The sequence below is a fragment of the Pandoraea fibrosis genome (assembly GCF_000807775.2).
GTDB lineage: Bacteria > Pseudomonadota > Gammaproteobacteria > Burkholderiales > Burkholderiaceae > Pandoraea > Pandoraea fibrosis.
The window spans coordinates 459,372-481,704 of record NZ_CP047385.1 but is presented as its reverse complement, the minus strand read 5'-3'; the positions used below and the strand labels follow the sequence as shown (position 1 = coordinate 481,704).

The following is a 22,333-nucleotide window of genomic DNA, read 5'->3' as shown; positions in this document are numbered from 1 at the left end:
CAGACGCATCGCCGAGATCAGGGAGGCCGCTCACCATGAAAGTCAGTGCCAACGGAGCATCGATTCATTACGCGGTGGACGGCCACGGCCCGTGGCTGACACTGGCGCATCCGTTGGGTGCGGATCTCACGGTATGGGACGACCTCGTGCCCGACCTCGCAGCACACTTCCGGATATTGCGGTATGACAGTCGCGGTCATGGCGGCAGCGACGTGCCGCGTGGCCCGTACACCATCAGGCAACTGGCGGCCGATGCGACCGCCTTGCTCAGCACGCTGGAAATCCCGAGAACGCATTTCGTTGGCATTTCGATGGGCGGCGCCGTCGCGCAACAAGTGGCGCTCGACGCCCCGGAGCGCATTGCCAGCCTCACGCTCATCGACACCACCGGGGGCTACGACGACGCCGACGCGAAGCTGTTTCTCGAACGCGCTGCCCATGCGCGCGAGCACGGGATGAAGGCACTTGCCAACGGTACGCTGGAGCGCTGGCTCGGCGAACGCTTCCGTAAGCGCCACCCGGAGCAGGCCGAACGCATTCGGGCACTCGTGGCCCACGCGCACCCGGAGGGCTTTGCGGCGTCATGCGAAGCGCTGGCGTCGTTCGATTTGCGAACACGCCTGCCGGAGATTGAGGCACCCACGCTGGTCCTCGTCGGGGAAAACGACCCGTCGACGCCGCCCGCCGTCGCCCAGCGTCTGGCCAGCGGCATTGCGCATGCCCGGCTGGAAATCGTGCCGGACGCGGCGCATCTGTCGATCGTCGAACAGAAACAGTTCGTAACCAATGCCGTTGCAACATTTCTGCAGGGAACCGCCTCTAATGTCTGAACCCTGCAAACTGCGGGACCTGAAAACGGGACCTTTGACAAGGAGGGCAAAAATCCATTGAATTCGTCAGCCGGTGTGCCGATAAGCGAATCATGGGGCACTGCCTCTTGAAATCGCGCCGCGTCGCCCCTATGTGGGTTATCAAGGACCATGCAGGAACACCAGGAGAGTTGCCATGCTCATGATTTACAACAGCCCAAACTACTGTGTCGTTGAGTTTTCCGCCGATAACGGCAATCACGCGCTGTCTGCCGGTGGCTATGAAATCGTGGACAAAACCGCTGGCCGTGAGATTTTTCTCGACGGCACGCTCGCCCGGCAATTCCGTGAAGAAGTGCAGAAGCTGATCGCTTCCGAGCCCTCCGAGGACGAAGTCGATGAATTTCTCGGTCAGTTCGATAACTTCATGACGAACCCGGTCGTGCTCCACTGATGCCAACACCGTACGCGGTGTCGCCACACGAAAAACCCTCGCAGCGCGAGGGTTTTTTCATTGGCAAGAGCTTGACGCAATGTGAGACTTTGACGCCCTTCTTTCCCTGACGTCCCGACGGTTTGCCGTTCTCAGCACTGTTCCCACGGCAGCCCATCGAAGCGCCAGCCGTTGACGGCGTTTCGATGATGGGTCGCGTCGAGATCGCCCTCGAAACCGTGCAGTACCCCGTAGATATTGCGAAACCCCGCCGCCTCGAGCGCTTCGCCGGCAGCCGCACTGCGATTGCCGCTGCGACAGATCAGCAGCACCGGACGCTCGCCGCCCGCACCGGCGAGCTTGCGCACGCTGGGCACGAAGTGAGGATTGATCTCCCAGTCCGGGCCGTCGTTCCAGGCCACATGGATCGCCCCCGCCGGGTGGCCCACGAACAGATATTCCATCTCGCTTCGGCAGTCGACGAACAGCGCGTTGGCGTTGGCTTGCAGAAACTGATGAGCGGCGTTCGGGAGCAGGAATTCCATATCGTCGGCAAGTCGGCAAAAAAGATTGAAAACGGGGCATCGGGCACATCGCGTCTTCGCAATCCCCCGCCCGGCGCGGCCCGACGGGCGGGCGACAGGCGCGAAAACCATTACAATTATAGGTTTTCCGGCTACTCCAAGGCGACGTCCGTCATGACTACCGCAACCCCATCCGCCGCCAACGCCCGTCCGGGGATCGCTTCGACCACGGCCCAGGCCCCTGTGCAGACCCGCTATACGCGTGGTCAGGCGCTGCCTGCGCTGCTCGATTCCCGCATTCTGATTCTGGACGGCGCCATGGGGACGATGATCCAGCGGTACAAGCTGGACGAAGCGCAATACCGTGGCACGCGCTTCGCGGACTTCGCTCACGACGTCAAGGGCAACAACGAGCTTCTCTCGCTCACGCGCCCCGATGTCATCAGCGAAATTCACCGCAAGTACCTCGCGGCGGGCGCCGACATCCTTGAGACGAACACGTTCGGCGCGACAACGATCGCGCAGAGCGACTATCACATGGAAGATCTGGCCGACGAGATGAACCGCGAGTCGGCACGTCTCGCCAAGGCGGCCTGTGACGCGTTCAGCACGCCGGAGAAGCCGCGCTTCGCCGCTGGCGCCATTGGCCCGACGCCCAAGACGGCAAGCATCAGCCCGGATGTGAACGATCCGGGGGCACGCAACGTCGACTTCGACCAACTGCGCGACGCCTACTACGCACAAGCCAAATCGCTGCTCGAAGGCGGTGTCGATCTGTTCCTGGTCGAGACGATCTTCGATACGCTCAATGCGAAAGCCGCGCTCTTCGCCATCGACGAGCTGTTCGAAGACACCGGCGAGGTGCTGCCGATCATGATTTCGGGCACCGTCACCGACGCCTCCGGACGCATTCTGTCCGGCCAGACGGTCGAGGCCTTCTGGAATTCGCTGCGTCACGCACGTCCGCTCACGTTCGGCCTGAACTGCGCACTCGGCGCGACGCTCATGCGGCCGTACATCGCCGAACTGGCCAAGCTGTGCAACACCTACGTGTCGGTCTACCCGAACGCCGGCCTGCCGAACCCGATGAGCGATACCGGCTTCGACGAGACACCGGACGTGACCTCGGGGCTGCTCCGGGAGTTTGCGCAGGCCGGTCTCGTGAATCTGGCCGGCGGCTGCTGCGGCACGACACCCGAGCACATCGCCGAGATCGCCAAGGCGTTGGCGGACGTGAAACCCCGCCGCTGGCCGTCGCAATACCGCCATGCGAACGCCGACGGCATCGACGCCATCGACGCATAACGCGTCACCGTCCGCCCGAAGCCACTTCACTGATTGCACAAGCCCGGCGCGCCGCCATCGCCCCCGCGCGATCGCCATGACAGGCGCGCCCACCACTGAACGGATTGCCCCATGAGCCAAACGCCCTTCCTGAAGCCGGTCGAACCCGTGCAGCCGATGCGCCTGTCCGGCCTCGAGCCCTTCAACATTGGCGAAGGAACGCTGTTCGTGAACGTCGGCGAGCGTACCAACGTCACGGGCTCGAAAGCGTTCGCGCGCATGATCCTGAACGGCCAGTTCGACGAAGCCCTCGCGGTCGCCCGCCAGCAGGTCGAGAACGGCGCGCAGGTCATCGACATCAACATGGACGAGGCCATGCTCGACTCCAAGGCGGCGATGGTGCGCTTCATGAACCTGATCGCTTCCGAGCCGGACATCGCGCGGGTGCCGATCATGATCGACTCCTCAAAGTGGGAAGTGATCGAGGCGGGGCTGAAGTGCGTGCAGGGCAAGGCCATCGTCAACTCGATCTCGCTCAAGGAAGGCCACGACGCGTTCGTGCATCACGCCAAGCGCATTCGCCGCTATGGTGCCGCCGCCGTGGTCATGGCCTTCGACGAGCAGGGCCAGGCCGACACCTACGCGCGCAAGACCGAGATCTGCGAGCGCAGCTATCGCGTGCTGGTCGACGAGGTAGGCTTCCCGCCCGAGGACATCATCTTCGATCCGAACATCTTCGCCGTCGCCACCGGCATCGAAGAGCACAACAACTACGCGGTCGACTTCATCAACGCCACGCGCTGGATCAAGCAACACCTGCCCGGCGCGAAGATCAGCGGCGGCGTGTCGAACGTCTCGTTCTCGTTCCGCGGCAACGACCTCGTGCGCGAAGCGATTCATACCGTATTCCTGTACCACGCGATTCAGGCGGGCATGGACATGGGCATCGTCAACGCCGGCCAGCTCGGCGTGTACGAGAACCTCGATCCCGAACTGCGGGAGCGCGTCGAAGACGTGGTGCTCAATCGCCGCGAAGACAGCACCGAACGTCTGCTGGAAATCGCCGACCGGTTCAAGGGCGGCGCGCAGAAGCGCGAAGAGAATCTGGAGTGGCGCAATCAGCCGGTCGAAGCACGTCTCGCGCACGCGCTCGTGCACGGCATCACCACGTTCATCGTGGAAGACACCGAGGAAGTGCGTCAGAAGATTCACGATGCGGGCGGTCGCCCGATTCAGGTGATCGAAGGCCCGCTCATGGACGGCATGAACGTCGTGGGCGACCTGTTCGGCGCCGGCAAGATGTTCCTGCCGCAGGTGGTGAAGAGCGCCCGCGTCATGAAGCAGGCCGTGGCGCACCTGGTGCCCTTCATCGAAGAAGAAAAGGCGCGCATGGCCGCGGCCGGCGAAGACGTTCGCTCGAAGGGCAAGATCGTGATCGCCACGGTCAAGGGCGACGTGCACGACATCGGCAAGAACATCGTGACCGTGGTGCTTCAGTGCAATAACTTCGAAGTCGTCAACATGGGCGTGATGGTGCCGTGCGCCGAAATCCTCGCCAAGGCGAAGGCAGAAGGCGCGGACATCATCGGCCTGTCGGGTCTCATCACGCCGAGTCTCGAAGAGATGGCCTATGTCGCCTCGGAAATGCAGCGCGACGAGTACTTCCGTCTGCGCAACATTCCGCTGCTGATTGGCGGCGCAACGACCTCGCGCGTGCACACCGCCGTGAAGATCGCGCCGCACTACGACGGCCCCGTGATCTACGTGCCGGACGCATCGCGTTCGGTGTCGGTCGCTTCGAACCTCCTCTCGGACGACGCCGCCGAGCGCTACCTCGCCGAGGTCAAGACGGACTACGAACGAGTGCGCCAGCAGCACGCGAACCGCAAGGCCACGCCGATGGTCTCGCTCGCGAGCGCGCGTGAAAACAAGTTCAAGGTCGACTGGTCGACTTATGTGCCGCCCAAGCCGAAGTTCATCGGCCGTCGCGTGTTCAAGAATTACGATCTGGCCGAACTCGCGGCATTCATCGACTGGGGCCCGTTCTTCCAGACGTGGGACCTCGCAGGCCCCTACCCGGCGATTCTGACCGATGAGGTCGTCGGCGAGTCGGCCCAGCGCGTTTTCGCAGACGGCAAGGACATGCTCGACCGGCTCATCAAGGGCCGCTGGCTGACGGCCAACGGCGTGATCGCGATGCTGCCGGCCAACGTAGTCGGCGACGACGACATCGAGATCTATACCGACGAATCGCGTTCGGAAGTGGCCTTCACCTGGCACAACCTGCGCCAGCAAAGCGAGCGCCCGGTCGTGGACGGCGTGCGCCGCCCGAACCGCTCGCTGGCCGACTTCATCGCGCCCAAGGACAGCGGCGTGGCCGACTATATCGGCGTGTTTGCCGTCACGGCGGGGCTTGGCGTCGATGCCAAGGAAGCGAGCTTCCTCGCCACGCACGACGATTACAGCGCGATCATGCTCAAAGCGCTCGCCGACCGTCTGGCCGAAGCGTTCGCCGAGTGCATGCACGCCCGCGTGCGTCGCGACTTCTGGGGCTACGCCAGCACCGAACAGTTGGACAACGACGACCTCATCAAGGAAGCCTACGTCGGTATCCGTCCGGCGCCGGGCTATCCGGCCTGCCCGGAGCACTCAGTCAAGGGTCCGATGTTCCAGTACCTTCAGGCCCACGAGATCAACATGAGCGTGACGGAATCGCTCGCCATGCTGCCTGCGGCAAGCGTCTCCGGCTTCTATCTGTCGCATCCGGACAGCACGTACTTCAGCGTCGGCAAGATCGGCCCCGATCAGGTCGAGGACTTCATGGAACGTGCCAACGTGGACGAGGCGACCGCCCGGCGTCTGCTCGCACCGCAGTTGTCGTAGGAACCTGCTGCAAAAGCGATCCGGCGCACGGTATGGCTACCGCCCGCCGGATCGGAATGCCATAATCGCGGCGGCGCACCGACCCGGCAATGGCATCGACCTGACTGACGGCGGGGCACCCTCCAGTGCCTGCCGTCTCCTGTGTCACGTGCCTGTCGCAACCGAAGCGTAGTGTCCCGCCCGACCGGGCCGATCCGATCGGACTGCCGGCCTCCGACCCGCTCTCTGCCGGTTGGCTCTCTTCGAGACGTTCCATGCACGCACTCCAAAGCATCCAGAATTTCCAGCTCCTCCCACTGCTGAACACGGCAGTCTCGCTCTTCGTCGCGTTCGTGCTCGGCACGATCATCGGCGTGGAACGACAGGTCCGCCAACGCACGGCCGGTCTGCGAACCAACGTGCTCGTGGCCGTGGGCGCAGCCGCTTTCGTCGACTTATCGATGCGGCTCATGCCCGGCGATACGCGTGTGATCGCCTATGTGGTGTCGGGCGTCGGCTTCCTCGGCGCGGGCGCCATCATGAAGGACGGCGCCTCGGTGCGTGGCCTGAATACCGCCGCCACACTGTGGGGCTCGGCCGCCGTGGGCGCCGCCGCAGGCGCGAGTCTGATCGTCGAAGCCTGTGTCGTGGCCGCCTTCGTGCTCGCCGCCAATACGTTGTTGCGTCCCATCGTGAACCGCATTAACCGTGCCCCGATCAACGAGGCAACGTCCGAAGCGACTTACGCGCTGTCGGTCATCTGTGCACGGACGACGCAGCGCGAAGTGCTCGACAAGGTCGAAGCCTGGCTCGAGGCGTCGAACTATCCGGTGCGTGCGCTGGACATTCATCCGTTCGGCGAAGCGGAGGTCGAAATCGAGGCGCTGCTGCTGCCGACGGCGGTCAAGGCAGGCGAACTCGACGCGCTCACCGATCATCTCGAAATGCTGCCTGGCGTCAATCAGGTGTTCTGGTCGAGCCGTTCGGATGACTAAGTGAAAAAGCCGAATTACAAACGATTACAAAGCCTTACAGCACCGCATGCTGCGTCTTCTTAGACTGGAATCTCACTAACGCAAGTGATGCCTGCACGAAAGACATTCCTTCGATGTGCAGCGCAAAGCAAAGGAGTCCATCTGATGAAGAAGCTGATTATTTCGGTTGCCGCCCTGACCCTCGCCGGTGCTTCGGCACTGAGTTTCGCGCAAGGCTCTGCCGGTGGCGGAGCGGCTGGTCCTGGCGGCGGCACGACGACCGACCCGTCGAGCCCGATGCCGAGCCAGGCGTCGCCGGACTCGCGTCAGGCTCCGACACCGGGCGCGCAGACGATGACGCCGTCGGACCCGCATCCGAATTCGAAGGCACAAAAGCCGCGTCACAGCACGAAGAAGACGCCGAACAACGGCAATACGGGTAACGGTGCCACCAACGCGCCGGATAACGCGCCGGGCAAGGCGCAGTAACGTCGGTCAAGATGACCCGACGGTGGCCTGCGGAAGCGGTACTGCGGTAATGCGGTACCGCGCCATGGCATCGGCGCCGCCAAGGTTCACGGCCTTTTTACCCCTCCTTCCACCCTCCGTTTGTCGCGAAGGTCAAGGCCGAGCCTGACATCCTCGCCCGGGGGTGGCCCGTTTGCGCAGGGCACAAAAAAAGCAGGCTCGCAATTTGCGGCCTGCTTTTTCATTACCTACGTTCCAGCGTTCCGGGCGCCCTCATCGGGCAACCGGTGCCGTGCGTTTAACGATTGCCCACTTCCCACATCACCGCCACGTTCTCCTTGCGGGACTCGCGCAGCATGTCGAGCAACGGATACGCACGTTGTGCCAGACGCAGACGATCGTCCTCGTCGCGTTCGTCGGACTTTTTCCCTTCGCTTTCCTTCTTCGCAGCGGCGTTATCCTCCGCGATGGCAGCCTCGAGCTTGGCGATCGCCTCGCCCATTTCGTCTTCGCCGATCGCTCCGCGCTCCCCGAGCTTCTTGCCGACCAACCCGAGCAGAAACTGCGCGAGATTCTCCAGCATGGTGATCGTGGGCGAGGCGTGCGACTTGAACGTTACCAACATGGTTGTCTCCCTGTTCGCGTTATCACCACCGCCGCCCCCCGGCTTGTTACGCAACGAGGGGGACCGGCCGGTACCGTGACTTTATGATACACCTGTTAAAATCCGGTGCTGACGATTCAATTGCCTGTCCGGACGCGTCCGGACGCACCCGAAACACCCGCCAATGCTACCCGCCCAAAAGAATGCTCTCGTCGCGCTGATCGGCGACGTCGTCGCCGGTTTGATACCCGCAGACGGCACCGCGCCCGTCATCCTGCTCGAACGCCCGAAAGTCGCCGCTCATGGCGACCTGGCCTGTAACGTGGCGATGCAACTCGCCAAGCCGCTGCGCGCCAATCCGCGCGAGCTGGCACAGAAGATTGCCGACGCCATCCTCGCCGACAGCCGCGCCAAAGGCCTCGTCGACGCCGTCGAAATCGCCGGTCCCGGCTTCATCAACCTGCGACTGGCCAACGCCGCCAAGCAATCGGTGGCGCGCGCGATCCTGACCGAAGGCGCCGCCTTCGGCCGCCGTGCCGCCAGTAACGAAGCCTTGCCGGTGCTCGTCGAGTTCGTCTCGGCCAACCCGACCGGCCCGCTGCACGTGGGCCACGGACGTCAGGCCGCGCTCGGCGACACGATCTCGGCACTGCTCGGTACGCAAGGTCGTCCGGTGCATCGCGAGTTCTACTACAACGACGCCGGCGTGCAGATCCACACGCTCGCGACTTCGGTGCAGGCGCGCGCTCGCGGCTTCAAACCGGGCGACGCCGAGTGGCCGGAATCGGCCTACAACGGCGACTACATCGGCGACATCGCGCAGGACTTCCTCGCGGGCAAAACCGTGCAGGCGTCCGATGGCGCGCCGGTCACCGGCAGCGGCAACATCGAGGACATCGACTCGATCCGCGCATTTGCCGTGGCATATCTGCGCCGCGAACAAGACATCGATCTGCAAACGTTCGGTGTCATCTTCGACCAGTACTACCTCGAGTCTTCGCTGTATGCGGACGGCAGCGTCGAGCGCACGGTACAGGCGCTCGTCGACGCTGGCGTCACGTATGAACAGGAGGGCGCGCTGTGGCTGCGCACGACCGACTACGGCGACGACAAGGACCGCGTGATGCGCAAGTCCGACGGCACTTACACGTACTTCGTGCCGGACGTTGCGTATCACACGCGCAAGTGGGATCGCGGCTTCCATCAGGTCATCAACGTGCAGGGCTCGGACCACCACGGCACCATCGCCCGTGTGCGTGCCGGCTTGCAGGCACTGGGCATCGGTATTCCGAAGGGCTATCCCGACTACGTGCTGCACAAGATGGTCACCGTCATGCGCAACGGCGAAGAGGTGAAAATCTCCAAGCGCGCCGGCAGCTATGTGACCGTGCGCGACCTGATCGAGTGGTCGGGCGGCATTACGGCGGAAACGCCGGTGACGGACCCCGCCGAGCGTGAAGACGCTCTGCGCCGTGGCCGCGATGCCGTGCGTTTCTTCTTAATTTCGCGCAAGGCCGACACCGAATTCGTGTTCGACGTGGATCTCGCCCTCAAGCAGAACGACGAGAACCCGGTGTATTACGTCCAGTACGCGCACGCGCGCATCTGCTCGATCCTCACGCAGTGGGGTGGGAACGACATCGAACTGGTCAACGCCGAGCTCGCGCCGCTCGACAGCGAACGCGCACTCGCGTTGCTCCAATTGCTCGCCGAGTACCCGGACATGCTCACGCGCGCCGCCGAGGAACTGGCACCGCATGCGGTGGCCTTCTATCTGCGGGATCTGGCGGGAGCGTTCCACTCCTTCTATAACTCCGATCGCGTGCTGGTCGACGACGAATCCGTCAAGCGTGCCCGTCTGGCGCTGCTGGCGGCAACGCGTCAGGTGCTGCGCAACGGCCTTGCCGTGCTGGGGGTGTCTGCCCCGGCCAAGATGTAAGGACCGGCAAGGTCCGATCACGCCAATTACCCAACCATTCCGAACGGCAACCGCATCGGAACTCTGTAAGGACGGAATCGACTCGATGGCAAACACACGTCGACCACCCCGCCAGCGGGGCGGTACTTTTCTGGGCATCGTGCTCGGCCTGATCGTTGGGCTGGCCGTTGCCGTCGTCGTTGCGCTCTACATCACGAAGACGCCGACCCCGTTCGTCGAAAAGACGCCGCCGCGTCCGGCCGAGAACTCGCCGGCCGCGCAAGCGCCCGATCCGAACAAGGCGCTGCAGCCACGCACGCCGCTGCCGGGCGCGTCGGTGCCTGGCGCACCGGACACGGCATCGCAGGCCGTGACGTCGCCGCTCGTGCCCGGCACGACGGTCCCGCCGGTCGAGCCGAGCACACCGCCGAGCGCCTCTGCCGCGACGGCGCCAAGCACGCAACCTGGCCATACGAAGCCGTCGCCGGCCGACATCCTCAACGGAAAGTCGACGGTCCCGGTTGCCCCGCCGACCACGCCGCCCGCCAGCGCCACGGATAACGCCAACACGGGCTACTACCTGCAGGTCGGCGCGTTCAAGTCGCAAACCGACGCCGAGCAACTGCGCGCCAAGCTGGCCCTCTCGGGCTTCGAGGCGAAGGTCACGCAGCGCGACGCGAACGGTCTGACGCTCTACCGCGTGCGCCTCGGCCCATACGGCAAGCTCGACGAGATGAATCACGTGCGTCAACGCCTGCAGGATGGCGGCTACGACACGGCGGTTATCCGCTTCACGAAGCAGTAAATGCAAAAGGCGTTGCACGATGGGTGCAACGCCTTTTGTTTCTTCTCCCGAAACAGCCCTCCCCCTCACGAGCATGACAGGGGAAAACAACGCATCATTCGGGAGGATCCGGCCTCGCCGGATCGTTGAACCCGGCGGCACATCGCCGGTCATACGCACTGGCTAATGTAGCTGAATCCGGGATATGGTTTCGCAGGAGCACCGCTCAATCGATGGCAGGCGCGCCTGCTTCACTCCTAAACAACGATCATGAAAAAACTTCTTGGTGCCGTTCTGATTTCTTTCGGTTTCCTCTCCGGTGCGGCCTCGGCGTCGCCCGAAGCACCGGTCGCGGGGACCGACTATCTGGTGTTGCCGCAGGCACAGCCCACATCGGCTGGCGCGGGCAAAATCGAAGTGACCGAGTTCTTCTGGTACGGCTGCCCGCACTGCAATGCGCTCGAGCCGTCGCTCGAAGCCTGGGTGAAGAAGCAAGGTAAGGATGTCGTGTTCAAACGCGTGCCGGTCGCCTTCCAGGACCGTTTCGAGCCGCATACCCGCATGTTCTACGCGCTCACCGCGCTGGGCCGCGAAGCCGACCTCACGCCGAAGGTCTTCAATGAAATCCATGTCAAGCACAACTACCTGCTGACGGCGCAGACGCAAGCCGATTTCCTCGCGCAGTTCGGCATCGACAAGCAGAAGTACATGGACGCCTATAACGGCTTCTCGACGCAGGCTAACGTGAAGACGGCGAACAAGACGTGGCAGGACTACAAGATCGACGGCGTGCCCACGATCGCGATCCAGGGCAAGTACCTGGTCTCGCCGGCCACCTCGGGCGACGCGCTGCAAAAGGCCGGCAAGCCGGCCACGACCGAGCAGCAGACGTTCGATGCGGCGCTCAAGACAGCCGACTCGATCATCAATCAGATCCGCGCGAAGAAGCTGTAAGCTTCGCCACTCATAAAGCCCGGCCCCGGCCGGGCTTTTGCGTTACATGGCCACACACACGACATCTCCGAAAGTCTTCATCACGGGCGCCTCGAGCGGATTGGGCGAGGCCCTCGCGCGTCACTACGCCGCAGAGGGCGCCATCCTCGGGCTGGTCGGCCGTCGCGGCGAAAAGCTCGCCGAGCTTGCCGCCACACTGCCGCATCCGCATGCCGTGCATTGCTACGCGCTCGACGTGCGCGATTCTCTCGCCCTGCGCGCGGCGGCCGGAGACTTCATGTCGCGCCACGGTGTGCCGGACATCGTGATCGCCAACGCCGGCATCAGCCACGGCGTGAATACGGAAGATGCGGCCGACCTGCCGCATTTCGCATCGGTGATGGAGACCAACTGGATGGCGATGGTTGCCACCTTCAGCCCCTTCGTCGCACCCATGCGCGAGCGCAAACGCGGCAGGCTCGTGGGCATTGGCAGCGTGGCCGGGGTGCGCGGGCTGCCGGGACACGGCGCTTACAGTGCATCGAAAGCCGCGGCCATGACGTATCTGGAAAGCCTCCGGGTGGAATTGCGCGCCGACAAGGTCGCTGTCGTGACCATTGCACCGGGTTACATCCGCACCCCGATGACCGATGGCAATCCGTTCCCGATGCCGTTCCTGATGGACTCGGACAAGTTCGCACGCAAAGCGGCCGCGGCGATTGCACGGCGCAAGCGCTTCGTGGTGCTGCCGTGGCAGATGGGGGTGGTGGCTTGCGCCATGAAATGCCTGCCACGCTGGCTCTACGACATGCTCTTCGCCCGCGCGCCGCGCAAGCCGCGTTTGTCCGAGCGGCAGGCAAGCGAGAGTACGCCGGCCAGGCCGGAACGTCCGGATGAGCCAGGCAAGTCGGGCAAAACGACGGATATCCCGCCGAATACGCCTGAATAAACCTGAATATTCCCGAATCATCGAGCATCGTAAGGACATCACCCAAATTGAAGGGCGAACCCGCGCGAAGCCGTGAGAGGCACGTTACAGTGCCCCAAATTTCTCACGCGCCTGGTCCCCATGAACGCCATGTCAACGCAAGACGCGTCAAGCGCTTGCCACAATCGCGGCGTCGCCTCTTTCCGGCGCGTCGCTCTCCTTCTTCTTGTACCGGTCGCCGCCGCCATTTCCGGATGCGCGGTGATGGACCCGGGTAACTGGCAGGTCGTTGGCCCGCCGCAGTCCTACGTCCGCCCGGCGCCGGCCATCGTGGCACCTGCCCCCGCGATCGTGACACCCGCACCGGTCATCGTCACCCCCGCCCCCATGATCGTTGCGCCGCCGCCCGTGATCATTGGTCCGGCACAGCCCTACATCGTCGTACCTCAGCCTCGCCCGCGTACCACGCGCGATACGGCGCACTTTCTCAGAGAGCGGTGCTATCTGGAGAAGGGCGGCTGCTACACCACCGAGTATCAGCAGCGGTACGAGTACGATCCTTACTCCGGCACCTGGGGATGGATCGGACAGCGTGACTACCGCTGGAAAGGCAGCCGGGGAAATCGCTGATCCCTGCCGCGCCCGCCCGAGACGCCCCCTCTCCTGCGATGCCTGTACGGAATATTGACCCGTTGTGGTGCATTACAAACCTGCGCTAGAGTGCCTGTGTAACTTGAATAGAGGTACACACGACGTTAAACCGGTCTTGCCGCCATAGAGCGGGCGTATGCCGAAGGACGTTACATCGCATACCGATCCGACTGCGGCAGTCCCAACCAAGCAGGAGAGGCATATGCAGGCAACCCCCACCGGCGCGCCGGTCATCGATCCGGCACTGCGACGCAAAGCCGTGATCGGTTCCACGCTGGGCAATGCATTCGAGTGGTTCGACTTCACCGTCTACGGGCTTTTCGCCGTCGTCATCGCAAAACTCTTTTTCCCTGCAGAAAACGATACCAACTCGCTGCTCGCGAGTGTGGCGTCACTGGGTGTGGCGTTCTTCTTCCGCCCCATCGGCGGTCTGGCATTCGGTTTGTACGCCGATCACGCCGGGCGCAAGTCGGCGCTCTCGGTCATGGTGCTACTCATGGCGCTCGGCACGGGCCTGATCGGCATCGCACCGACCTACGCGCATATCGGCTTCGCGGCCCCGCTGCTGATCCTGCTGGCACGGGTGATCCAGGGCTTCTCGGCCGGTGGCGAATTCGGCGGCTCGACCGCCATGCTCATCGAGTTCTCGCCGCCGCATCTGCGCGGCTTCTACGGCAGTTTCCAGATGTGTTCGCAGGCATTGGCCGTCGCGCTCGCCGGGCTTTGCGCCTATGCGCTCAACACCGGGCTGACGAAAGAAGCGCTCGAATCGTGGGGCTGGCGTCTGCCGTTCCTGTTCGGGATTCTGATCGGACCGGTAGGCTTTTACATCCGACGCCGCATGACGGAGTCGCCGGAGTTTCTGGCCTACGCTGCCGCCCGTGAGCCCACGCGCCGCACGCCCCTTGCCGACGTCTTCTCGAAACACTATCGTTCGCTGGTTGCGGGCTTCGGCCTGACGGTAGCGGCAACGACGTCGTTCTACGTGACACTGATCTACACGCCGATCTACGCCGTCAAGCAATTGGGCCTGACCCAAGGCTCTGCCAGCCTGTCGACGTTCATCGCCGCCATCCTGATCGCCGTGATGTGTCCGCTCACCGGGTGGATTTCGGATCGTGTCGGCCGCAAGCCGCTGATTCTGTTGTTCGTGCTGCTCTACGGTCTGGTCTCGTTCTGGATGTTCACACGTCTGCACGGCGCGCCGTCGATGGGTAATCTGCTGCTCGCGCAGATTCTCCCGGCGATCTGCATGGGCTTCGTGTGGGGCGCCTTCCCGACGGCGGTGACGGAAGTGTTCCCGGTCGGTGTGCGCTCGACCGGCGTGTCGATTCTCTACAACGTCTCCGTGATGCTGTTCGGAGGCCTCGCGCCGTTCTGGATCACATACCTGATCAAGGCGACGCAGAACCCGCTGGCCCCGGCGTACTACATTCTCCTGACGGTGGCGATCAGTCTGGTGACCTACGGCCTGCTGGGTCGCGAAGGCCGGCACGTTTCGGCGTCGACGCAACACGCCTGACGCCGCGCTCGCGGCACCATAAAAAATGCCCCGGTGACGATGGTCACCGGGGCATTTTCCATTCCTGTCGAATCAAGCAAGCCGCGATACGAAGCTCAGACCGGCGAGAAACGCCAGACGCCCTTTTCGTCGCGATAACGTTTGAGTTCCCCCGCGCGCCAGAGCATGTGCAAATGCGCCAGTGCTTCGCCCATGGCGAAGGTCGTCTGATGCGCGTCGAGCTTGCGATGGAACATGATCGGCACGATGTCGCCCGCGCTGCGCGGCGACGTTGCGCATGCCTCGCGCACTTCCTGCAACCGCGCGGCATGGTGATCACGCAGTTGACGAATGCGCGTGTGAAGGCCCGTGAACGGACGGCCGTGCGAGGGCAGCACGAGGCAGTCGGCAGGCAGATCGAGATATACGCCCAGCGAGTCGAGGAATAATTGCAGCGAGTTGGCTTCGGGCTCGATGTCGAACACGCTCACATTGGTCGAGATTCGCGGCAGCACCATGTCGCCGGAGATCAGCACATTGTGCTGTTCGGAATACAGCGCCATGTGTTCGGGCGAGTGGCCGTAGCCCGCGATCAAACGCCAGTCGCTGCCGCCAATGCGCAGCGTATCGCCGCCGCGCAAACGGTAGAAACGCGACGGCACTTCGGGCACGAGATCGCTGAAGTAACGCTTGCGGCTGCGGATCTGCTCGATCATCGCTTCGTCCGCAAGGCCGTGCGAGATGAAGTGCGTGACGGCGAAATCGCCACCGGCATTGGCCGCGTTGTTGTTGTCGCCCTCCGACATGAGACGCCCCCACGCGTAGTCGCCCAGCGACATGGCAAGACGTGCCTGCCAACGCTGCTTGTCACCGCCCTTGCAGATCCAGTGCGCCAGTCCCAGGTGATCCGGGTGGCAGTGCGTGACGACAACGCGCAATACCGGCTCGCCGCCCAGCGCACTGTCGAACACCTGCTCCCAATACGCCTTGATCTGCGCATGCGTGATGCCGCAATCGACAACCGTCCAACCTTTGACGCCATCCACTTCGTCGCGTAGCAACCACAGGTTGATGTGGTCGAGCACGAAGGGCAGCGGCATGCGCACCCAGAAGACGCCCGGCACCACTTCGTGCACCGTGCCGCCGTCCGGCAGAAAATCGCCAAGGGGATAGTTCAGTTGTTGTTCAAGGGCATTCACAGGGAACCACGCTCCAGATGGACTTGTTCTTTTGTTGTCAGGTTGACGCCGTCACCGATTGCATACGATGCAAGTTGACGCTAACGTAAACGGCAATTCTATCTGCAATGGTAAGCACTTGCTTAACCCGATGCTCACATACACGATCACCGACCTCGCGCGCGAGTTCGACATCACGCCCCGCGCGATCCGCTTCTATGAAGATCAGGGTTTGCTCACGCCAGCCCGCGAAGGCCCCGGCGGACGCCATCGCGTCTATACCGGACAGGACCGCACCCGTCTCAAGCTGACACTGCGTGGCAAACGCCTCGGACTGACGCTCTCCGAGATCAAGACCATTCTCGATCTCTACGAGTCCCCCAAGGATACGGTGCCCCAGCTCAAAGTGTTCCTCGAAACGCTCTCGCAACACAGGCAAGTGCTCGAGCAGCAACTCGAAGACCTGCACGCGACGCTCGACGAAGTTTCGCAACACGAGGCGCAATGCCTCTCGTTGCTCGAAGCCGCCGGGGAAGCGGCACCGGCCACCGCCGCCCGGCGGACGAAAGCCGCCGCCACGTCGCACTGACGCGCCGCCCCCTCTATTGCCGCCCCCGCGCCGACCGAACGACGCGCAGTCCGGCGGGATTTTCCCTCCTGAGAACGCCCATAGACGCCTCAGGAAACCCCTTACTTTACGTTTACGTAAACGTAAAGTAAGATCTGCGAACTCAGCCCTGTCAGCGCTTTTGCTCCCATCATGGCCAACATTCCTGTCTCTCACGCCGCACCGCTCGACGACGACGTCGCCGCGAAAATTCGCGCCAGCTTCGACAAACAAGGCGTGATGACGCATTGGGGCGCGCAACTCACGCACCTGGCCGACGGTCATTGCGAAATTACGCTGCCGTTCTCCGACAAGGTCAACCAGCAGCACGGCTTCTTTCACGGCGGCGTGATCGGCGCCATTGCCGATTCGGCGGGCGGCTATGCGGGTTACACGCGCATTTCGCCGGATCAGGAACTGGTCACGGCGGAATACAAACTGAACATTCTGGCGCCCGGCAAGGGCGATACACTGGTCGCACGCGGTCAGGTCGTCAAAGCCGGACGCACGCTCATCGTCACCACCGCCGAACTGTTCGTCATCGACAACGGCAAATGGACGCTGTGCGCACTGATGCAGCAAACGCTGTTCGCGCTGGCGACCACGCCTTCGGCGTCCGGCACACGCTAGGCGCCCGTGCAGCGCCCGCACCGAACCAACGCTTCTCGAAATACCATCGAACATCAGCGCGGGCGAGCCGCCACGCGCCACCCTCTGGAGACTGTGTCATGACTACGTTGCCCGGCCTCAATTTCATGCTCGGCGAAGACCTCGACATGCTGCGCGAATCGGTCGCGAACTTCGCGTCCAAGGAAATCGCACCGCGCGCGGGCGAAGTCGACCGCACGGACCAGTTCCCGATGGATCTCTGGCGCAAGATGGGCGACCTGGGCGTGCTGGGCATGACCGTCTCGGAAGAGTATGGCGGCGCGAACATGGGCTATCTCGCGCACATGATCGCGATGGAGGAAATCTCGCGCGCGTCGGCCTCGATCGGCCTGTCGTATGGCGCGCACTCGAATCTGTGCGTCAACCAGATTCACCGCAACGGCACCGCCGCACAAAAGGCGAAGTACCTGCCCAAGCTGGTGTCGGGCGAGCACATCGGCGCGCTCGCGATGAGTGAGCCGAACGCCGGCTCGGACGTCGTGAGCATGAAACTGCGCGCCGAGAAGCGTGGCGACCGCTTCGTGCTAAACGGCACGAAAATGTGGATCACGAACGGCCCGGATTGCGACACGCTGGTGGTCTACGGCAAGACCGATCCGGAAGCCGGCGCACGCGGCATGACCGCGTTTCTCGTGGAAAAGGGCATGAAGGGCTTCTCGGTCGCGCAAAAGCTCGACAAGCTCGGCATGCGCGGCTCGCACACGGGGGAACTGGTGTTCGAGAACGTGGAAGTGCCTGAGGAGAACGTACTCGGTCAGGTCGGCGGCGGCGTCAAGGTGCTCATGAGCGGCCTGGACTACGAGCGCGCCGTGCTCGCCGGCGGCCCGCTGGGCATCATGCAGGCCGCCATGGACGTGGTCGTGCCGTACATCCACGACCGCAAGCAGTTCGGCCAGTCGATCGGCGAATTCCAGCTCATTCAGGGCAAGGTCGCCGACATGTACACGATCCTTCAGGCCAGCCGCGCCTATCTGTACGCGGTGGGCCGTCAGCTCGAGGCGCTCGGCAGCGACCATGTACGCCAGGTGCGCAAGGACTGCGCTGGAGTAATTCTCTACACCGCCGAAAAGGCAACGTGGATGGCTGGCGAAGCGATTCAGATTCTGGGCGGCAACGGCTATATCAACGAGTACCCGGTCGGCCGTCTCTGGCGCGACGCGAAGCTCTATGAAATCGGCGCGGGCACGTCGGAGATCCGCCGCATGCTGATCGGCCGCGAATTGTTCGCGGAAACCCTGTAACGACGTCGCTCCACGACGGACATTGCGGCACAGGCAGCGGCGCTACAATCCATCGAAGCACCGCCCTGCGCCAGTCCCGACCGGTATGAATCACTTCCCGAAACTCCTGTCGTCGCAGTTTGCTTTCGACGTCGCCCGCTTGATGCTGGACGGCTTCGACAAGCATTACCGCATTTTCCGCGAGGTGTGTGTCGCGGCGCAGGCGTGTTTCGAGGCAGGCGACTTCACGGGCATTCAGAAACTCCAGCGCGACCGCATCGCCTATTACGACGAACGCGTGCGCGAATGCATCATGACGCTGGAAGACGAGTTCGACGCCCAGTCGCTCGACGACGATGTCTGGCAACAGGTAAAGCTGCACTACATCGGCTTGCTCACGGAGCATCGTCAGCCCGAGTTGGCCGAGACGTTTTTCAACTCGGTGTGCTGCAAGATCCTGCATCGTTCCTACTTCAACAACCGCTTTATCTTCGTGCGTCCCGCCGTGGCGACGGAGTACATCGAGAACGACGCGCCCGCGGCCAAACCGACCTATCGTGTCTATTACCCGGCGCAAGACGGCATGGCCGCCACGCTCGCGCGCATCGTCACGAACTTTCAACTCCGCCGCCCGTTTGCCGATCTGTCGCGCGACGTCGGTTATGTGATGCGAGCCATCGAAGACGCCTTCGGCGTGTTCGAACCGGCCCCGAATTTCCAGATTCACGTCCTCGCGTCGCTGTTCTTCCGCAACAAGGCTGCCTATATCGTGGGCCGCATCGTGAACGGCGACGTGATCACCCCGTTCGCCGTGCCGATCATGCACGATGCCAACGGCAAGCTCGTACTCGACACCGCCCTGCTGCGCGGCGACGAGCTGCGCGTGGTGTTCAGCTTCACGCACGCCTATTTCCTTGTCGACATGGAAGTGCCGTCGGCCTACGTGCATTTCCTGCGCACCCTCATGCCGGGCAAGCCCAAGGCCGAGATCTACACGTCGGTCGGGCTGCAAAAACACGGCAAGAACCTGTTCTACCGCGACTTTCTGCATCACCTGAAGCACTCCAGCGACAAGTTCGTGAGTGCGCCGGGCATTCCCGGGCTGGTGATGCTGGTGTTCACGCTGCCCTCGTATCCCTACGTCTTCAAGCTGATTCGCGAGCGCTTCGCGCCGCCCAAGGAGACCACGCGCGAGCAGGTGAAAGCCAAGTATCTGATGGTCAAGCAGCATGATCGCGTCGGCCGCATGGCCGATACGCTGGAATTCTCGAGCGTGGCCTTCCCGCTCGCGCGTTTCGACGATGCCCTGCTCGCCGAGCTTCGGCGCGAAGTGCCGTCGTTGCTCGAAGTCGATGGCGACGCGCTCGTGATTCGCCATTGCTATATCGAACGCCGCATGACGCCGCTCAATCTGTGGCTTCAGGCGGCGTCCGACACGCAGATCGAGCACGCCATGCGCGAATACGGCAACGCGGTGAAGGAACTGATGGCGGCGAACATCTTTCCGGGCGACATGCTGTACAAGAATTTCGGCGTGACGCGTCACGGCCGGGTGGTCTTCTACGACTACGACGAACTGGAATATCTGACGGATTGCCACATCCGTCGAGTACCGGAACCGCGTAACGAAGAAGAGGCGATGTCGGGGGAAGTCTGGTACCGTGTAGGCCCGCACGACGTGTTTCCGCAGACGTTTGAGACGTTTCTGACGGGAGATGCGCGCGTGCGGCACTATCTGAGCCAGCATCATCCGGATTTCTTCGACCCCGGCCTGTGGCAGGACTATCAGGACCGGGTACGAGCCGGACAGATGCACGACTTCTATCCGTACGATGTCTCGCTGCGTTTCGTCAATCGCTACGGCACCGGCAGCGGTGCCACGAGCGCCCCGCCCCGCGCGGCGGCCGCTTGAGCATGCGACGTCTCCCAGCACACGACACGCCCGCCGGATGACACGATCATGACCGAAGACAAAGACCAACCTCTTATCCATCTGCTCGACAACAATCGCGCCTGGGTTGCCAGCGTGAACGCGGAAGATCCCGCATTTTTCGAGCGGCTGTCGAAACTGCAAACCCCGGAATATCTCTGGATCGGCTGTTCGGACTCGCGCGTCCCGGCCAACCAGATCACGGGGCTGGCGCCGGGCGAGGTGTTCGTCCACCGCAATATTGCGAACGTGGTCGTGCACAGCGACCTGAACTGTCTGTCGGTATTGCAGTTCGCCGTCGAAGTGCTGAAGGTGCGCCACATCATGGTGGTCGGCCACTACGGCTGCGGCGGCGTGGGTGCTGCGCTGGACGGCGCGAAGATGGGCCTGGTGGACAACTGGCTGCGCCATGTGCGCGACGTCTACGAACGCCACGTCGACCAGATCGACGCGTTGCCCTCGCGCGATGCGCGTCACGACCGGCTGTGCGAGCTCAATGCCATCGAACAGGTCGTGAATATCTGCCATACGACGGTATTGCGCGACGCCTGGGCCCGCAACCAACCCGTGACGGTGCATGGCTGGGTGTACGGCCTGCGCGACGGACTGGTGCGCGATCTGCGCATGTCGGTCAATAGCCTCGAAACATTGCCGCGCGTCTACGACCGTTGTGTCGCCGCGATGGACGAACTGCGTCATCCACGCGCTTAAGCGACGGGCGCACCTTACCCCTTATGCCAGCGCCAGCAAGCGCTGGCCAGCGCGGGCGCGTGGACGATGGAAGGACTGAAGCATTGGATATTCGGGGGCTGACGAACCCGTTCGCCAGAACGGATCGCCGGCCCCGGCACCGATTACAGGAGACTGCCATGCAACAAGACCCGATCGTTATCGTTTCCGCTGCCCGCACGCCGATGGGCGGCCTGCAAGGGGTATTCGGCGATGTCGCCGCACCGCAACTGGGAGCGGCCGCCATTCGTGCCGCCGTCGAGCGCGCCGGCCTCAAGCCGGAGCAGGTCGATGAAGTGGTGATGGGCTGCGTGCTGCCGGCCGGCCAGGGCCAGGCGCCGGCGCGTCAGGCCTCGCTCGGCGCCGGACTGCCGCTCGCCGCCGGCGCCACCACCGTCAACAAGATGTGCGGGTCCGGCATGCGTGCCGCGATGTTCGCACACGACATGCTCGCCGCCGGCAGTGCCGACGTAATCGTCGCCGGTGGCATGGAAAGCATGAGCAACGCCCCCTATCTGCTGCCCAAGGCGCGCGCCGGCATGCGCATGGGGCACGGTCAGGTCATCGACCACATGTTCTTCGACGGTCTGGAAGACGCCTACGACAAGGGCCGCCTGATGGGCACCTTTGCCGAAGAATGCGCCGACCGTTACGCCTTCACCCGCGAAGCGCAGGACGCCTTCGCCATCGCCTCGCTCGAGCGCGCGCAGAACGCCACGAAAGACGGTTCGTTCGCGTGGGAAATCACACCGGTGACGGTACCCGGGCGCAAGGGCGACACCGTCGTCGATCAGGACGAACAGCCGTTCAAGGCCAATCCCGAGAAGATTCCGACCCTCAAGGCAGCCTTCCGCAAAGACGGCACGGTGACGGCCGCCAACTCGTCGTCGATTTCGGACGGCGCCGCCGCGCTCGTCCTCATGCGCGAATCCACGGCCAAACGCCTCGGCCTCACGCCGCTCGCCCGCATCGCCGGCCACAGCACCTTCGCTCAGCAGCCGGGCCTGTTCACGACCGCCCCGGTCGGCGCCATGCGCAAGCTGTTCGAGAAAACCGGCTGGTCGACGAAGGACGTCGATCTCTTTGAAATCAACGAAGCCTTCGCCGTCGTCGCGATGGCCGCGATGCACGAGTTCGATCTGCCGCATGCGAAGGTCAACATTCACGGCGGTGCGTGCGCGCTTGGCCACCCGATCGGGGCCTCCGGTGCGCGTATTCTGGTCACGCTGATCGGCGCCCTGCGCAAGACCGGCGGCAAGCGTGGCGTCGCCAGCCTGTGTATCGGCGGCGGCGAAGCCACGGCCATGGCCATCGAACTCGTCTGACC

21 protein-coding genes are annotated in these 22,333 nt (G+C 63.4%); 18 read left to right on the top strand and 3 right to left on the bottom strand.

Going from position 1 to position 22,333, the window contains the following annotated elements; all coding sequences use genetic code 11:
* Nucleotides 1–35 precede the first annotated feature (35 nt).
* Both PI93_RS02070 and PI93_RS02065 read left to right on the top strand, forming a co-directional pair.
* Entirely contained in the window at nt 36–830 is a 795-nt protein-coding gene (locus tag PI93_RS02070; RefSeq protein ID WP_039365359.1) for an alpha/beta fold hydrolase, read from the top strand.
* A 175-nt stretch (nt 831–1,005) separates the two neighbouring features.
* On the top strand, nt 1,006–1,263 hold the full coding sequence (locus PI93_RS02065; protein WP_039365357.1) for a BTH_I0359 family protein: 258 nt from the start codon (nt 1,006–1,008) through the stop codon (nt 1,261–1,263).
* Nucleotides 1,264–1,394: 131 nt separating this feature from the next.
* On the opposite strand, the gene PI93_RS02060 is transcribed toward PI93_RS02065, so the two are convergent.
* Entirely contained in the window at nt 1,395–1,787 is a 393-nt protein-coding gene (locus PI93_RS02060) for a rhodanese-like domain-containing protein (RefSeq protein WP_039365355.1), read from the bottom strand.
* A 153-nt stretch (nt 1,788–1,940) separates the two neighbouring features.
* Between PI93_RS02060 and PI93_RS02055 the strand changes: the two genes are divergently transcribed.
* The 4 genes from PI93_RS02055 to PI93_RS02040 all read left to right on the top strand — a co-directional run bounded on the left by PI93_RS02055 (nt 1,941) and on the right by PI93_RS02040 (nt 7,375).
* Entirely contained in the window at nt 1,941–3,071 is a 1,131-nt protein-coding gene (locus PI93_RS02055) for a homocysteine S-methyltransferase family protein (RefSeq protein WP_039365354.1), read from the top strand.
* Between the two features lie 156 nt (nt 3,072–3,227).
* Nucleotides 3,228–5,933, top strand: a complete 2,706-nt coding sequence (metH, locus tag PI93_RS02050; RefSeq protein WP_144400181.1) for a methionine synthase — start codon at nt 3,228–3,230, stop codon at nt 5,931–5,933.
* A 254-nt stretch (nt 5,934–6,187) separates the two neighbouring features.
* Entirely contained in the window at nt 6,188–6,907 is a 720-nt protein-coding gene (locus tag PI93_RS02045) for an MgtC/SapB family protein (protein ID WP_039365352.1), read from the top strand.
* 144 nt (nt 6,908–7,051) lie between these two features.
* The gene (locus PI93_RS02040; protein ID WP_039365350.1) at nt 7,052–7,375 is read left to right on the top strand and encodes a hypothetical protein; all 324 of its coding nucleotides are present in this window, start codon (nt 7,052–7,054) and stop codon (nt 7,373–7,375) included.
* 277 nt (nt 7,376–7,652) lie between these two features.
* On the opposite strand, the gene PI93_RS02035 is transcribed toward PI93_RS02040, so the two are convergent.
* Nucleotides 7,653–7,979 carry a DUF1840 domain-containing protein gene (locus PI93_RS02035; protein ID WP_039365348.1) on the bottom strand — a complete coding sequence of 109 codons (327 nt, stop codon included), beginning with the start codon at nt 7,977–7,979 and terminating at the stop codon, nt 7,653–7,655.
* A 163-nt stretch (nt 7,980–8,142) separates the two neighbouring features.
* Here PI93_RS02035 and argS point away from each other — a divergent pair, with 163 nt between their 5' ends.
* The 6 genes from argS to PI93_RS02005 all read left to right on the top strand — a co-directional run bounded on the left by argS (nt 8,143) and on the right by PI93_RS02005 (nt 14,694).
* Nucleotides 8,143–9,897: an arginine--tRNA ligase gene (gene argS, locus PI93_RS02030; RefSeq protein ID WP_039365346.1), complete on the top strand. Its 1,755-nt coding sequence runs from the start codon at nt 8,143–8,145 to the stop codon at nt 9,895–9,897.
* Between the two features lie 85 nt (nt 9,898–9,982).
* Nucleotides 9,983–10,681 (top strand): SPOR domain-containing protein, encoded by a 699-nt coding sequence (locus PI93_RS02025; RefSeq protein ID WP_039365344.1) that lies wholly within the window; start codon nt 9,983–9,985, stop codon nt 10,679–10,681.
* Nucleotides 10,682–10,930: 249 nt separating this feature from the next.
* The gene (locus tag PI93_RS02020; protein ID WP_039365342.1) at nt 10,931–11,614 is read left to right on the top strand and encodes a thiol:disulfide interchange protein DsbA/DsbL; all 684 of its coding nucleotides are present in this window, start codon (nt 10,931–10,933) and stop codon (nt 11,612–11,614) included.
* A gap of 46 nt (nt 11,615–11,660) precedes the next feature.
* Entirely contained in the window at nt 11,661–12,542 is an 882-nt protein-coding gene (locus PI93_RS02015) for an SDR family oxidoreductase (RefSeq protein WP_052240319.1), read from the top strand.
* A gap of 243 nt (nt 12,543–12,785) precedes the next feature.
* On the top strand, nt 12,786–13,151 hold the full coding sequence (locus PI93_RS02010) for a hypothetical protein (RefSeq protein ID WP_039365340.1): 366 nt from the start codon (nt 12,786–12,788) through the stop codon (nt 13,149–13,151).
* Between the two features lie 223 nt (nt 13,152–13,374).
* Nucleotides 13,375–14,694 (top strand): MFS transporter, encoded by a 1,320-nt coding sequence (locus tag PI93_RS02005; RefSeq protein WP_039365338.1) that lies wholly within the window; start codon nt 13,375–13,377, stop codon nt 14,692–14,694.
* 95 nt (nt 14,695–14,789) lie between these two features.
* On the opposite strand, the gene PI93_RS02000 is transcribed toward PI93_RS02005, so the two are convergent.
* On the bottom strand, nt 14,790–15,872 hold the full coding sequence (locus PI93_RS02000; protein ID WP_039365336.1) for an MBL fold metallo-hydrolase: 1,083 nt from the start codon (nt 15,870–15,872) through the stop codon (nt 14,790–14,792).
* Between the two features lie 130 nt (nt 15,873–16,002).
* On the opposite strand from PI93_RS02000, the gene PI93_RS01995 reads away from it, so the two are divergent.
* The 6 genes from PI93_RS01995 to PI93_RS01970 all read left to right on the top strand — a co-directional run bounded on the left by PI93_RS01995 (nt 16,003) and on the right by PI93_RS01970 (nt 22,331).
* Complete coding sequence (locus tag PI93_RS01995; RefSeq protein ID WP_039365333.1) at nt 16,003–16,440, top strand: MerR family transcriptional regulator; 438 nt, start codon at nt 16,003–16,005, stop codon at nt 16,438–16,440.
* A 171-nt stretch (nt 16,441–16,611) separates the two neighbouring features.
* On the top strand, nt 16,612–17,088 hold the full coding sequence (locus PI93_RS01990) for a PaaI family thioesterase (RefSeq protein ID WP_039373621.1): 477 nt from the start codon (nt 16,612–16,614) through the stop codon (nt 17,086–17,088).
* Nucleotides 17,089–17,186: 98 nt separating this feature from the next.
* Nucleotides 17,187–18,368, top strand: a complete 1,182-nt coding sequence (locus PI93_RS01985; protein ID WP_039373619.1) for an isovaleryl-CoA dehydrogenase — start codon at nt 17,187–17,189, stop codon at nt 18,366–18,368.
* Nucleotides 18,369–18,453: 85 nt separating this feature from the next.
* Nucleotides 18,454–20,259, top strand: coding sequence for a bifunctional isocitrate dehydrogenase kinase/phosphatase (gene aceK / locus PI93_RS01980; RefSeq protein ID WP_039373617.1), 1,806 nt, complete (start codon nt 18,454–18,456; stop codon nt 20,257–20,259).
* A gap of 48 nt (nt 20,260–20,307) precedes the next feature.
* Complete coding sequence (can, locus tag PI93_RS01975) at nt 20,308–20,988, top strand: carbonate dehydratase (protein WP_039373616.1); 681 nt, start codon at nt 20,308–20,310, stop codon at nt 20,986–20,988.
* A gap of 158 nt (nt 20,989–21,146) precedes the next feature.
* Complete coding sequence (locus PI93_RS01970) at nt 21,147–22,331, top strand: acetyl-CoA C-acetyltransferase (RefSeq protein ID WP_039373615.1); 1,185 nt, start codon at nt 21,147–21,149, stop codon at nt 22,329–22,331.
* Nucleotides 22,332–22,333 lie beyond the last annotated feature (2 nt).

Coding starts and splice junctions, on each gene's coding strand:
- metH (WP_144400181.1), top strand. CDS start 3,228: ATGCGCCTGTCCGGCCTCGAGCCCTTCAACATTGGCGAAGGAACGCTG.
- PI93_RS02045 (WP_039365352.1), top strand. CDS start 6,188: ATGCACGCACTCCAAAGCATCCAGAATTTCCAGCTCCTCCCACTGCTG.
- PI93_RS02025 (WP_039365344.1), top strand. CDS start 9,983: ATGGCAAACACACGTCGACCACCCCGCCAGCGGGGCGGTACTTTTCTG.
- PI93_RS02015 (WP_052240319.1), top strand. CDS start 11,661: ATGGCCACACACACGACATCTCCGAAAGTCTTCATCACGGGCGCCTCG.
- aceK (WP_039373617.1), top strand. CDS start 18,454: ATGAATCACTTCCCGAAACTCCTGTCGTCGCAGTTTGCTTTCGACGTC.
- PI93_RS02060 (WP_039365355.1), bottom strand. CDS start 1,787: ATGGAATTCCTGCTCCCGAACGCCGCTCATCAGTTTCTGCAAGCCAAC.
- can (WP_039373616.1), top strand. CDS start 20,308: ATGACCGAAGACAAAGACCAACCTCTTATCCATCTGCTCGACAACAAT.
- PI93_RS02065 (WP_039365357.1), top strand. CDS start 1,006: ATGCTCATGATTTACAACAGCCCAAACTACTGTGTCGTTGAGTTTTCC.
- PI93_RS01990 (WP_039373621.1), top strand. CDS start 16,612: ATGGCCAACATTCCTGTCTCTCACGCCGCACCGCTCGACGACGACGTC.
- PI93_RS01985 (WP_039373619.1), top strand. CDS start 17,187: ATGACTACGTTGCCCGGCCTCAATTTCATGCTCGGCGAAGACCTCGAC.
- PI93_RS02010 (WP_039365340.1), top strand. CDS start 12,786: ATGGACCCGGGTAACTGGCAGGTCGTTGGCCCGCCGCAGTCCTACGTC.
- PI93_RS02005 (WP_039365338.1), top strand. CDS start 13,375: ATGCAGGCAACCCCCACCGGCGCGCCGGTCATCGATCCGGCACTGCGA.
- PI93_RS01970 (WP_039373615.1), top strand. CDS start 21,147: ATGCAACAAGACCCGATCGTTATCGTTTCCGCTGCCCGCACGCCGATG.
- argS (WP_039365346.1), top strand. CDS start 8,143: ATGCTACCCGCCCAAAAGAATGCTCTCGTCGCGCTGATCGGCGACGTC.
- PI93_RS02055 (WP_039365354.1), top strand. CDS start 1,941: ATGACTACCGCAACCCCATCCGCCGCCAACGCCCGTCCGGGGATCGCT.
- PI93_RS01995 (WP_039365333.1), top strand. CDS start 16,003: ATGCTCACATACACGATCACCGACCTCGCGCGCGAGTTCGACATCACG.
- PI93_RS02070 (WP_039365359.1), top strand. CDS start 36: ATGAAAGTCAGTGCCAACGGAGCATCGATTCATTACGCGGTGGACGGC.
- PI93_RS02035 (WP_039365348.1), bottom strand. CDS start 7,979: ATGTTGGTAACGTTCAAGTCGCACGCCTCGCCCACGATCACCATGCTG.
- PI93_RS02020 (WP_039365342.1), top strand. CDS start 10,931: ATGAAAAAACTTCTTGGTGCCGTTCTGATTTCTTTCGGTTTCCTCTCC.
- PI93_RS02040 (WP_039365350.1), top strand. CDS start 7,052: ATGAAGAAGCTGATTATTTCGGTTGCCGCCCTGACCCTCGCCGGTGCT.